At 72.9% G+C, this 11,728-nt stretch carries 10 protein-coding genes and 1 pseudogene; 10 read left to right on the forward strand and 1 reads right to left on the reverse strand.

Features of this window, described 5'->3' with window-relative positions; translation table 11 throughout:
* Window positions 1–16: 16 nt before the first annotated feature.
* From ACFWEP_RS06655 to ACFWEP_RS06700, 10 genes and pseudogenes are all read left to right on the forward strand, one after another.
* Window positions 17–2,191 carry a SpoIIE family protein phosphatase gene (locus tag ACFWEP_RS06655; protein WP_387366577.1) on the forward strand — a complete coding sequence of 725 codons (2,175 nt, stop codon included), beginning with the start codon at window positions 17–19 and terminating at the stop codon, window positions 2,189–2,191.
* A gap of 170 nt (window positions 2,192–2,361) precedes the next feature.
* Window positions 2,362–3,738: a wax ester/triacylglycerol synthase family O-acyltransferase gene (locus ACFWEP_RS06660; RefSeq protein WP_387366580.1), complete on the forward strand. Its 1,377-nt coding sequence runs from the start codon at window positions 2,362–2,364 to the stop codon at window positions 3,736–3,738.
* Between the two features lie 120 nt (window positions 3,739–3,858).
* Complete coding sequence (locus tag ACFWEP_RS06665; protein WP_387366583.1) at window positions 3,859–4,854, forward strand: aldo/keto reductase; 996 nt, start codon at window positions 3,859–3,861, stop codon at window positions 4,852–4,854.
* A 2-nt stretch (window positions 4,855–4,856) separates the two neighbouring features.
* Window positions 4,857–5,714, forward strand: coding sequence for an amidohydrolase family protein (locus tag ACFWEP_RS06670; RefSeq protein WP_387366586.1), 858 nt, complete (start codon window positions 4,857–4,859; stop codon window positions 5,712–5,714).
* 81 nt (window positions 5,715–5,795) lie between these two features.
* Window positions 5,796–6,656 (forward strand): Fpg/Nei family DNA glycosylase, encoded by an 861-nt coding sequence (locus ACFWEP_RS06675; RefSeq protein ID WP_387366589.1) that lies wholly within the window; start codon window positions 5,796–5,798, stop codon window positions 6,654–6,656.
* 205 nt (window positions 6,657–6,861) lie between these two features.
* On the forward strand, window positions 6,862–7,614 hold the full coding sequence (locus ACFWEP_RS06680) for a LytR/AlgR family response regulator transcription factor (protein ID WP_387366592.1): 753 nt from the start codon (window positions 6,862–6,864) through the stop codon (window positions 7,612–7,614).
* 246 nt (window positions 7,615–7,860) lie between these two features.
* The gene (locus tag ACFWEP_RS06685) at window positions 7,861–8,223 is read left to right on the forward strand and encodes a hypothetical protein (protein WP_387366595.1); all 363 of its coding nucleotides are present in this window, start codon (window positions 7,861–7,863) and stop codon (window positions 8,221–8,223) included.
* A gap of 64 nt (window positions 8,224–8,287) precedes the next feature.
* Window positions 8,288–9,778: a cation acetate symporter gene (locus ACFWEP_RS06690; protein ID WP_387366598.1), complete on the forward strand. Its 1,491-nt coding sequence runs from the start codon at window positions 8,288–8,290 to the stop codon at window positions 9,776–9,778.
* Complete coding sequence (locus ACFWEP_RS06695) at window positions 9,775–10,965, forward strand: sensor histidine kinase (protein WP_387366601.1); 1,191 nt, start codon at window positions 9,775–9,777, stop codon at window positions 10,963–10,965. The genes ACFWEP_RS06690 and ACFWEP_RS06695 overlap by 4 nt, the downstream gene beginning before the upstream one ends.
* Before the next feature lie 83 nt (window positions 10,966–11,048).
* Window positions 11,049–11,129, forward strand: a pseudogene (locus ACFWEP_RS06700) (zf-HC2 domain-containing protein); the annotation flags it as partial.
* A 17-nt stretch (window positions 11,130–11,146) separates the two neighbouring features.
* Here ACFWEP_RS06700 and ACFWEP_RS06705 read toward each other — a convergent pair.
* Window positions 11,147–11,728: sigma-70 family RNA polymerase sigma factor (locus ACFWEP_RS06705; RefSeq protein WP_387366604.1), on the reverse strand; the 582-nt coding region annotated here is incomplete at its 5' end.

An 11,728-nucleotide genomic window follows, 5' to 3' on the forward strand; every position in this document is an offset into this window, starting at 1 on the left:
TGGCAAAGTGGCCGACATGGATGATCGGGTAGCGGGTGCCCTGTCACTCCCGGAAGACTGGCCCGCCCACCCGGACCTCAGCCTCGCCCTGAACCGTATGGGCAGCTTCGACTGGGATCTGGACAGCGGCCTCATGCACATGGACCAGCCCGCACTCGACGTGTTCGATCTGCGGGCCGAGGAGTACGACGACCGGCCCACCTCTCTCGCCCTGCGGGTGCCCGAGGATGAAGGTGCCCGTCTCGACGCCATGGTCTCCCAGGCGCTGGAAGCCGGGCGGGAGAGCTACGGCGCCTACTTCCGCTGCCGGCTCCGTGACGGCTCGCTGCGCTGGACCCACACCCAGGGGTTCATCCGCCGCGACGCGGAAGGCCGCCCCCGCCGCATCCTCGGTATCGTCCGGGACGCCTCCCAGGAGCTGGCGGACTCCGCCGCACGCCAGGAGCTGGACGAGGAACGACGTCGGCGGACCAGTCTGGTGCAGGCGACCTCCGCGGCACTTGCGCACGCCCGTACGGTGGCGGACGTCATCGACGTGCTCAAGAACTCGCGTGGCCTGGCCCACCTGGGGGCCACCAGCCTCGTCATGGGGCTCCTGGAGGCCGGGCGCATCCACCTGGTGGCGGACGGGCCGGAGGGGTCGTTCGTGCCGGGCACCCGCTACACGCGGGTGGACGAGCGGTACCCGATGAGCGAGGTGCTGCGGACTCTGGACCCCCGGTTCATCGAGACCTCCGACGACTTCGCCGCCTCCTACCCCGAGCTCTGGTCCCAGGTCGGCCACCTCGGCATCACCTCCGCCGCCTATCTGCCACTGATCGCCCAGGGCCGCCCCATCGGCGCGCTCGGCCTGCTGTACGACGACCGCTCGGGATTCGCCGCCGACGAGCGCAACCTCCTGGTCGCCCTGGGCAGTTCCATCGCGCAGAGCCTCCAGCGCGCGATGCTCTACGAACAGGAACACGACCTCGCCGAGGGGCTCCAGCAGGCGATGCTGCCGCGCCGCATCCCGGAGGTGCCGGGCGCGCAGGTCGCCGTCCGGTACCGCTCCGCCCGGATGGGGCGCGACATCGGAGGCGACTGGTACGACGTCGTCCCGCTTCCCGGCGGCCGGGTCGGCGCGGTCATCGGGGACGTCCAGGGGCACGACACCCACGCGGCGGCCGTGATGGGGCAGCTCAGGATCGTGCTGCGCGCCTACGCGGCCGAGGGGCACAGCCCCGCCACGGTCATGGCCCGTGCCTCCGTCTTCCTGCACGAACTGGACACCGACCGCTTCGCCACCTGCATCTACGCCGAGGTGGACCTGACCACCGGCGTGATGCAGATGGTCCGGGCCGGACACATGGAGCCGCTGGTCCGGGACCCCGACGGCAGCTGCCACAAGCTGTTCGTCGAGGGCGGCCTCCCGCTCGGGCTCTCCGCCGAGTTCGGTCGCCTGGACTATCCGGTGAGCACCGTCGAACTCGACCCCGGGCAGACGCTGGTGTTCTACACGGACGGCCTGGTGGAACTGCCCGACATCGACTTCGACGCCGGGATGCGGCTGCTGACCGACATGGTGCGCAAGGGGCCGCAGGACATCCGGCGGCTGGCCGACCAGCTCTGCGAGGCGGTCGACGAATACGGCGGCGAGGACGACGTGGCGGTCCTGCTGCTGCGGCGCGACGCGGCGCCCACGCCGCAGCCCGGCGGGCGGCTCCGGCAGCACGTCGCCCAGAACGACGCCGATGCCCTGAGTTCGGCCCGGCACATGATCAGGGCCGCGGTCCGTGCCTGGGGCGCCAGGGAGCGCGCGGACGAGATCGAACTCGCCGCCGACGAACTGATCACCAACGCCCTGATGCACACGGACGGCGGGGCCATCGTCACCATCCGGATCCTCGCCGGAGGCGAGCGCAGGCTGCGGGTGGACGTGGAGGACCGTTCCAGCGCGCTGCCGCGTCGCCGTGACGCGGGGGAAGCCGGAGTCTCGGGCCGCGGGCTGATGCTCGTGGACCGGCTGGCCGACGTCTGGGGGGTGGAGTCCCGGGGCGGCGGCAAGTGCGTCTGGGGGGAGTTCCTCATCCCCGAACGGTTCGAGCGGGCGGGCCGGCCCGAACGCCGGGAGCACCACGAGCTTCCCGACCGGCCCGCCGATGGCGCCCGGCCCGAGGGGCCTGGGCGGTACGGCCCGCCCCGTCGGTCCTGAGCTTCGAAGCTGACAAGGCGCAGTCGATTTTACGAGTCCGTGAATGAATTCCGCCGACTACTGCACGGTAGCGGAACGTAACATGTCCATTCTTGACCGTAACCGACCGCCATGGGTTGACTGGGGTCGTACGGCGTTCCGGCTCCTGCCCCGATGACATGAGGACCCCCATGGGTACCGAACTGCTCGCCCCCCTCGATCTGGCCTTCTGGCACCTGGAGTCCGAGGCCCACCCGATGCATCTGGGCGCGCTCGCGGTCTTCTCCCCGGTGCCCGGTGGTCCTCGGCAGGACGTGCTGGAGCTGCTCCGCGAGCGGGCGGCGGCCGTCCCCCGGCTCCGGATGCGGGTACGGGACGTCCTGCTGCCCCTCGGTGGCGCGGCCTGGTCCGCCGACAAGGACTTCGACGTCCGCCGCCATGTGCACCGTGCCGCGCTGCCGGCGGGCGACTTCATGGCGGCGGCGACCTCGCTCGCGGGCGATCTGATGGAACGCCCGATCGCCCGGGGGCTGCCTCCCTGGGAGATGTACCTGCTGGAGACCGGGCCGGGAGACGGCCCGTTCGCCGTTCTCGTGAAACTGCACCACGCGCTGGCCGACGGCATGCGCGCCGTCGCGATCGGCGCGGGCATCTTCGACGAGATCGCCGCCGTCGCCTCCCGTCGCGCGACGGCCGTGCGACGCGCCCCCCTGCCGCCGCGATCCTGGATGCCCGGCCCCCGGGAGGTCGCCGGTCTCGCGCTCGGCCGCCTCGAAGAAGTCGGCCGGGCGCTGGGGGTGGGGGCGTCGGTGGTGCGAGCGAGCCGGCTGGCGCCGGGTGGGTCCGGCGCTCTGGCGGCGGGCTCCAGCGGCACCCGGCGGCTCGTCACGGCCGACCTGGACGCGGAAGCGGTACAGCGCGTCCGCAGGGCCGAGGGCGGTACGGCCAACGACGTGCTGCTCGCCGTCGTCGCCGGGGCGCTGCGGCGCTGGATGACCGGACGCGGCGAGGAGCTGCCCGGCGACGACCCCCGGGCCCTGGTGCCCGTCTCGCGCCGGCGCCCGGGCGGGGCCGCCCAGAGCGGCAACCGGCTCTCCGCCTACCTCCTCGGCCTGCCGGTCTCCGAACCGGACGCCCGCCGCCGGCTGCGGGCGGTACGCGTCGCGATGGAGCGCAACAAGGCCGCCGGCCCGCTGAAGGGCGCGGGAGCCGTCGCCGTACTGGCCGACCGGCTGCCGCCGCTGGCCCACCGCTTTGGTGCTCCCCTCGCCGGGAGCGCGGCCCGGATGCTCTTCGACCTCCTGGTCACCAGCGTTCCACTGCCCCGCGCCGAACTGTCACTGGGCGGCTGCCCCCTGCGCTCCCTCTACCCGATGGCCCCGCTGGCCCGGGGGCAGTCGCTTGCCGTGGCGCTCTCCGCCTACGGCGGGCGGGTGCAGGTCGGGCTGGTCGCCGACGGCAGGGCGCTGCCCGATCTCGACCTGCTCGGGGCGGCGATGACCGAGGAGCTGGCGGCGCTCCAGGAACTCGCCGGGGCGCCCCTGACAGTACGCGATCGAGCGGAGTGATCGGACTGATCGTGGGCGAAAAGAGAAAATGATCCAAGCCGACCCGGTTGACTTGCTCCAGTGATCCGATGAATATTCGCTCTGTACGGTAAAGCGATCATTCAGCAAGGACGGCAGGGCATGCGGCGCAGCACACTCGGACGTACCGCCGTCGAGGTCACCGAACTGTCCTTCGGGGCGGCGGCCATCGGCAATCTCTTCAGCGCCGTCGACCCCGAACAGGCGGCTCACGCGGTGGACGCCGCGTGGGACGAGGGCGTCCGGCACTTCGACACCGCTCCGCACTACGGCCTCGGCCTCTCCGAGCGGCGGCTCGGCGCCGCACTGCGGTCCCGGCCCCGCTCCTCGTACACCCTCTCCACGAAGGTCGGACGGATCCTCGACCCGCTGCCGGCCGGGACACCGGTGCCGGACGGGCTCGACGACGGGTTCGCCGTTCCGGTGACGCACCGCCGCCGCTGGGACTTCAGCGCGGACGGAGTGCGCAAGTCCATCGAGGACAGCCTGCTGCGCCTCGGCCTCGACCGCGTGGACGTGGTCTACCTGCACGACCCGGACGACCACGCGGAGGCTGCCTTCGGCGAGGCGTACCCGGCCCTCGAACGCTTGCGCGGCGAAGGCGTCGTCGGCGCGATCGGCGCCGGAATGAACCAGACGGCCCTGCTCACCCGCTTCCTGCGGGACACCGACGTCGACGTCGTGCTCTGCGCCGGCCGCCACACCCTGCTCGACGGCAGCGCGCTGGACGAGCTGCTGCCCGAGGCCGAGGCCCGGGGGCGCAGCGTCGTGGTCGGCGGGGTCTTCAACTCGGGCCTGCTCGCGGACCCGCGCCCCGGCGCCCCGTACGACTACGCGACCGCCCCCGCCGAGCTGCTCGAACGCGCCCTGCGCATGAAGGCCGTCACCGAGGCGCACGGCGTCCCGCTGCGCGCCGCCGCCCTGCACCACTCCCTCGCCCACCCGGCGGTCGCCAGCGTGCTGGTCGGTACCCGCTCGCCGGCCGAGGTGCGTGACGCCGCCGCCCTGCTGCGCACTCCGCTGCCCGCCGCGCTCTGGGACGACCTGCGCTCCGCAGGGCTCCTCCCGGCCCCCGGCGCGCCCACCGGGGAGCGGTGACCATGACCGATCCCGCAGCGGTCGTCGACGCCCACCACCACGTCTGGGACCTCGCCGTGCGCGCCCAGGAGTGGATCACCGGCGAGGAGCTCGCCCCCATCCGGCGCAGCTTCACCCTCGCCGACCTGGAACCCGAGGCACGGGCGGCGGGGGTGGGTGCCACCGTCCTCGTCCAGACCGTCTCCGTCGCCGAGGAGACGCCCGAGTTCCTGGCCCTCGCCCACGGCAGCGACCTCGTCGCCGGCGTCGTCGGCTGGACCGACCTCACCGCCCCCGACGTCGCCGACACCCTCGCCGCACTCCGGGCCCTGCCCGGTGGTGACCGGCTGGCCGGCATCCGCCACCAGGTACAGGGCGAGAGCGACCCGGACTGGCTGCTCCGCCCCGACGTGCAGCGCGGCCTGGCCGCCGTCGCCGACGCCGGTCTCGCCTACGACCTGATCGTCCGGCCCCACCAGCTGCCCGCCGCGACGGCCGCCGCCGCCCTGCTGCCCGGGCTCACCTTCGTACTCGACCACGCCGGGAAGCCGCCCGTAGCCCAGGGGCACCTCCAGCCCTGGGCCGACGACCTGCGCGCGCTGGCCGCGCTGCCCAACACGGTCTGCAAACTCTCCGGCCTGGTCACCGAGGCGGATCCGCACCACTGGACCGTGGACGACCTGCGCCCCTACACCGACGTCCTGCTCGACCGCTTCGGACCTGGCCGACTGATGTTCGGCTCGGACTGGCCGGTGTGCCGGCTCGCCGCCACGTACGAGGAGGTCCTCGGGGCGGCGCGCACGCTCACCGCCGACCTCTGTGAGGACGAGCGCGCCGCAGTCTTCGCGGGGACGGCGACCCGGGTCTACCGGCTCGGCTGAACCTCCCCGCCGTCGCGGCCGGACGGACGGCGGCCCGGCCAGCGGTGGCCGACCGTCCGGAGCCTGCGGCAGGCTGGACACATGCCCGAGCTGCCGGAAGTCGAAGCCCTGCGGGTCTTTCTCGGCGATCACCTGGTCGGCAGGGAGATCGTCCGCGTCCTCCCGCTCTCCGTGAACGTGCTCAAGACGTACGATCCGCCACCCGCCGCGCTGGAAGGGACCACCGTCACCTCGGTGGACCGGCACGGCAAGTTCCTCGACATCGGCGCGGGCCCACTCCACCTCGTCACCCATCTGGCCCGGGCCGGCTGGCTCCAGTGGCGTGAGTCCTTCCCCGCCAAACCGCCCGGGCCCGGCAAGGGGCCGCTCGCCCTGCGTACCGTCCTCGACGGCGGCGACGGCTTCGACCTCACCGAGATGGGCAGCAAGAAGCGGCTCGCCGTGTACCTGGTCCGCGACCCGATGGAGGTTCCCGGCATCGCCCGGCTCGGGCCCGACCCGCTGGCCCCGGACTTCGACCGGGACGCCTTCGCCGCCCTGCTCTCCGGGGAACGCCGCCAGATCAAGGGCGCGCTCCGCGACCAGTCGCTGATCGCGGGCATCGGCAACGCCTACAGCGACGAGATCCTGCACGCCGCGAAGATGTCCCCGTTCAAGCGCACCGCCGACCTCGGCGACGACGACATCAGCCACCTCCACACGGCCTTGCGCACCACCCTGGAGGAAGCCGTCGCGCGCAGCAGCGGGGTCGCCGCCGGCAAGCTCAAGTCCGAAAAGCGCAGCGGGATGCGCGTCCACGGACGGGCGGGGGAGCCCTGCCCGGTCTGCGGGGACACCGTGCTGGAAGTGTCGTTCAGCGACTCCTCGCTCCAGTACTGCCCCACCTGCCAGACCGGCGGGAAGCCGCTCGCCGACCGCAGGACCTCACGCTTCCTCAAGTGAGAGGAGTGCGCCCGAGGGCTGTCCCGCGATTCGTGGCGGAGCGGGGCGCGGCGCCGGATGCGGTGCATCGCAAGGCGGAGGAGTGTCCGCATACGGATGTATGCGGACACTCCGGCAACGCGGCGAGGCGCCGGGCCTGTCGTCGCGCACCCGCCGGGAATCGCCGGGACAACCCTCAGGCGTACACCGCCTACACTCCGGCCTCATGCTGCGCGTACTCGCCGTCGACGACGAAGAACCGGCCCTCGAGGAACTCCTCTACCTCCTGCGCGCCGACCCCCGCATCCACAGCGCCGAAGGCGCCACCGGCGCCACCGACGCGCTGCGCCGCATCGGCGCCGCCGTCGACGCGGGACCCGAGGACCCCGAGGCGATCGACGTCGTCTTCCTGGACATCCACATGGCCGGGCTCACCGGTCTCGACGTCGCCCAGTTGCTGGGCGGATTCGCCGCGCCCCCGCTCATCGTCTTCGTCACCGCCCACGAGGGCTTCGCCGTACACGCCTTCGACCTCAAGGCCGTCGACTACGTGCTCAAGCCCGTACGCCGCGAACGCCTCGCCGAGGCCGTACGCCGCGTCGCCGAACAGGTGGGGGAGCGCACCGCGCCCGTGCACGACGCCGGCGGCGACCCCGTGCAGGTCGAACTGGGCGGTGTGATCCGGTTCGTGCCCGTCGAGGACATCGCGTACGCCGAGGCCCAGGGCGACTACGCCCGTCTGCACACCGACACCGGCAGCCATCTCGTGCGGATTCCGCTCACGACGCTGGAGGAACGCTGGCGCTCCCGGGGCTTCGTCCGCATCCACCGCCGCCACCTCGTCGCGCTCGCCCGCATCGACGAACTCCGCCTGGACGCGGGCGCCATGAGCGTGCGCATCGGTGGCGCGGAACTCGCCGTGAGCCGCCGCCACAGCCGCGCCCTGCGCGATCTGCTGATGCGTCAGGGCAGTCGCTGACCAGGGCGTGTTTCGAAAGTCCCGCCTGTCCGGCGGCGCCTGGCACGCACGCTCGCCGCGTTGCCCGGATCGCCCCGGTACTGGTACATCCAGTATCGGGGCGTCCTTGCGCCGTGCGGGCGTACGTGCGGCACGGCGCCGGCCCCGCCCTCCGGGCGGACGGCGCCACCTTCGGGACGCGCCCCGGTGCCGCGCCGGCCGAAGCCCCTTCCCAGCCGCGCCCCGCGCGCCCTAAACTCCCCGCTCATGTCCGCAGAGCCCACGCCCCGGCGCGAGGTCGTGACGGGAGTACCCCGGAGGGTGCGTCCGCTGCCGCGCCACCGCACCCAGTCCGAGATCGACGAGCAGACCGCCCTCGGCGGAGCGTACGTACGCTCGCTGGTGCGCAGCCAGCTCCGCGCCGGGCTCACCGCCTTCGCCGCCCTCGCGCTCGTCGCCGGCACCCTTCCACTCGTCTTCACCACCCTGCACAGCGGCGCGGTCGTCTGGGCCGCCCTCGGGTTCGCCGTCTACCCCCCGATCACCCTCCTCGCCTGGTGGTACGTACGCCGGGCCGAACGCAACGAACGGGACTTCGCCCGGCTCGTGGAAGGCCGCCCCGCCCCGTGAGGAACCCCGCAGTCCCCTCGCCCGCCCTCTTCCTCCCCCGCTCCGGCGAAGGGCGCGCCGAACGGTGAACGCGCCCGACCACACGGCGTCCTGGGTGGCGGTCGCCCTCGTCGTCCTCGCCACAGTGCTCGTCGGCGGACTCGGCCTTCGGATCTCCCGCACCACCTCCGACTTCTACGTCGCCTCCCGCACCGTCCGCCCCCGCCTGAACGCGGCGGCGATCAGCGGGGAGTACCTCTCCGCCGCCTCCTTCCTCGGCATCGCCGGGCTGGTGCTGGTGCACGGTCCCGACATGCTCTGGTACCCGGTCGGCTACACCGCCGGTTATCTGGTGCTCCTCTTCTTCGTCGCGGCCCCGCTGCGCCGCTCGGGGGCGTACACCCTGCCGGACTTCGCCGAAGGACGCCTCGAATCGCGCCAGGTGCGCCGCCTGGTCAGCGTGTTCGTCGTCGGCGCGGGCTGGCTCTACCTCGTCCCCCAGCTCCAGGGGGCCGGGCTCACCCTGCAGATCCTCACCGGCGCCCCCGGCTGGCTCGGGGACGTCCTCGTCGCCTCGGTGGTGGTGGTCGCGGGCGCGGCGGGCGGGATGCGGTCGATCACCTTCGTCCAGGTCTTCCAGTACTGGCTGAAGCTGACCGCACTGCTGGTCCCGGCGCTCTTCCTGGTGCTCGCCTGGCAGGGCGACGGGCGCCCGGCCGTCACCTTCGGCGGGCAGCACGCCGTCTTCCGTGCCGACCACCCGCTGTACGCGACCTACGGGCTGATCGTCGCCACCTTCCTCGGCACCATGGGGCTCCCGCACGTCGTCGTCCGCTTCTACACCAGCCCCAACGGCCGCGACGCGCGCCGCACCACCGTCGCCGTACTCGCCCTGGTCGGCCTCTTCTACCTGCTGCCCCCCGTCTACGGAGCGCTGGGGCGCCTGTACGCCCCCGAACTGCGGCACGGCGGCGAAGCCGACGCGGCCGTACTGCTGCTGCCCGCGCGGGTCATCGGCGGGCTCGGGGGCGACCTGCTGGGCGCGCTGATCGCCGGGGGAGCGTTCGCCGCGTTCCTCTCCACCGCCTCCGGCCTGACCGTCGCCGTGGCCGGGGTCATCACCCAGGACGTCCTGCCGCAGCGCGGCGTGCGCTACTTCCGGCCCGCCACCGTCCTCGCCATCGCCGTGCCGCTGGCCGGGTCGCTGCTCGTCAGCAGGGTGCCGGTGGCCGACGCGGTCGCGATGGCCTTCGCCGTCTCCGCCTCGTCCTTCTGCCCCCTGCTGGTACTGGGCATCTGGTGGCGCCGGCTCACCCCGCCGGGAGCCATCGCCGGACTGCTGCTCGGCGGCGGCTCGGCGCTGCTCGCCGTGGCGATCACCGTGAGCGGGGCCGTACGGCCACCCGGCTGGCCCCACGCGCTGCTGGCCTGGCCCGCCGTGTGGTCGGTGCCGGTCGGCTTCCTCGCGATGGTCCTCGTCTCGCTCGCCACCCCGGGGCGCGTACCCCCGGGCACCAACGCGGCGATGACCCGCTTCCACCTGCCGGAGGCACTGACCGCGGGGAGGGACCGATGACCGCGGCAGGGATCGCCGTACTCGCCGTGATGGCCGCCCTGCTGGCCGGATCGGCCTTTCTCCTCGGCCGCCGCACCGTCCGCCCCGTGCGGCCCAGCGATGTCGGCACCCCCGTCGAACACGCGACCTTCGAGACCTTGCACACCGCGTCACTGGCCGCACCCCCGCTGCGGGCCGGACTGACCGAGGACAGCGCCCGACGCTCCGCCCGCCGGCTGCGCTCCCTGCTGGGTACCGACGCGCTCTGCCTCACCGACCGGGAACGGGTACTCGTCTGGGACGGCGCGGGACACCACCACGGCCCGGACGTGATGGAGCAGGTCAAGGAGCTCCTGGAGAACGGCCGCGGCACCGCCTTCACCACCGACTGCGGCGATCTCGACTGTCCGCTGCGCTGGGCGGTGGCCGTACCGCTCACCGTCGACCACCGGGTGCTCGGCGTGCTCGTCGCCCACGCGCCGCGCGAGTCCGCGGTGCTGGCGCGCGCGGCGGGCGAGGTCGCCCGCTGGGTCTGCGTACAGCTCGAACTCGCCGAACTCGACCGCTCGCGGACCAAGTTGATCGAGGCTGAGATCAAGGCGCTGCGCGCCCAGATTTCCCCGCACTTCATCTTCAACTCGCTCGCCGCCATCGCGTCGTTCGTCCGCACCGACCCCGAGCAGGCACGCGAACTACTGTTGGAGTTCGCCGACTTCACTCGCTACTCCTTCCGCCGGCACGGCGACTTCACCACCCTCGCCGACGAACTCCACTCCATCGACCAGTACCTGGCGCTCGTACGAGCCAGGTTCGGCGAGCGGCTCGCGGTCACCCTGCAAGTGGCGCCCGAGGTGCTGCCCGTCGCCCTGCCTTTTCTCTGCCTCCAGCCGCTCGTCGAGAACGCCGTCAAACACGGGCTCGAAGGGGCCGTCACCCGCAGCCGGATCACCATCTCCGCCCTGGACGCGGGCTCCGAGGCCGAGGTCGTCATCGAGGACGACGGCACCGGCATGGACCCCGAAAGGCTGCGGCAGATCCTGCGCGGCGAGGGTGGCGCCTCGACCGGCATCGGACTGCTCAACGTCGACGAGCGGCTGCGCCAGGTGTACGGCGACGACTACGGGCTCGTGATCGAGACCGGCGCCGGAGCGGGCATGAAGATCACTCTGAGGTTTCCCAAGTACCGCGCCGGGGTCCACGGTTCCTGACACGACGGCGCGCCGTTGAACCGACGGCCGATGATCCACGTGGGCAGGGGTGAGTGGATTCGTCGAGCAGATACGAGGTTGCGATGACCGCCGGTCCGGCCGAGAACCCGCATGTGAGGCTCCTGCTCGGTGCCTACGTGCTCGACGCGTTGTCCGAGCGGGAAGCGTGCGAGGTCTCGCTTCACCTGCTCCTCTGCGACGGGTGCGCCGCCGCGGAGACGGAGTTGCTGCGGACTCCCGGCTTCCTCGCCCTGCTGACCGAGCAGGACCTGCTGGAGTAGCCGGGCAGACCGCGCTGGAGCAGCCGGAGGGCGTAGTAGGAACGCGACTTGACGGTGCCCGGCGGTATGCCGAGCACCTCGGCCGTCTCCCCGACGCTGAGCCCGTGGAAGTAGATCTCCACCAGCACCGCACGGTGTTCGGGGCTCAGCCCGCGCACCGCCGCGCGCACGTCGAGGGAGCGGACCGCCGAGTCGGCGGTGTCCGTGGGGGCGGAGGCGCATTCCAGCACGGAGTCGCTCACCTCGGTGGGCCGCGCCTGCCGCGACCGGCGCGCGTCGATGGCGAGGCGCCGGGCCACGGTGAAGAGCCACGGCCGCATGGACTCGTACGGCGCGGCGAACGCCTCGGGGTGCTGCCACGCGCGCACCAGCGTCTCCTGGACCAGATCCTCGGCCCGCTGTCGGTCGCCGAAGGTCAGACCCTGGAGGAACTGGAAGAGCGCGGGGCCGTGCTCCCGGAGCAATTGCGCGATGGCCCCTTC

Source organism: Streptomyces sp. NPDC060198, from assembly GCF_042728415.1.
GTDB lineage: Bacteria > Actinomycetota > Actinomycetes > Streptomycetales > Streptomycetaceae > Streptomyces.

Excerpts from the sequence above, each read along its gene's own strand:
- ACFWEP_RS06655 (WP_387366577.1), top strand. The coding sequence starts at position 17 with ATGGATGATCGGGTAGCGGGTGCCCTGTCACTCCCGGAAGACTGGCCC.
- ACFWEP_RS06660 (WP_387366580.1), top strand. The coding sequence starts at position 2,362 with ATGGGTACCGAACTGCTCGCCCCCCTCGATCTGGCCTTCTGGCACCTG.
- ACFWEP_RS06665 (WP_387366583.1), top strand. The coding sequence starts at position 3,859 with ATGCGGCGCAGCACACTCGGACGTACCGCCGTCGAGGTCACCGAACTG.
- ACFWEP_RS06670 (WP_387366586.1), top strand. The coding sequence starts at position 4,857 with ATGACCGATCCCGCAGCGGTCGTCGACGCCCACCACCACGTCTGGGAC.
- ACFWEP_RS06675 (WP_387366589.1), top strand. The coding sequence starts at position 5,796 with ATGCCCGAGCTGCCGGAAGTCGAAGCCCTGCGGGTCTTTCTCGGCGAT.
- ACFWEP_RS06680 (WP_387366592.1), top strand. The coding sequence starts at position 6,862 with ATGCTGCGCGTACTCGCCGTCGACGACGAAGAACCGGCCCTCGAGGAA.
- ACFWEP_RS06685 (WP_387366595.1), top strand. The coding sequence starts at position 7,861 with ATGTCCGCAGAGCCCACGCCCCGGCGCGAGGTCGTGACGGGAGTACCC.
- ACFWEP_RS06695 (WP_387366601.1), top strand. The coding sequence starts at position 9,775 with ATGACCGCGGCAGGGATCGCCGTACTCGCCGTGATGGCCGCCCTGCTG.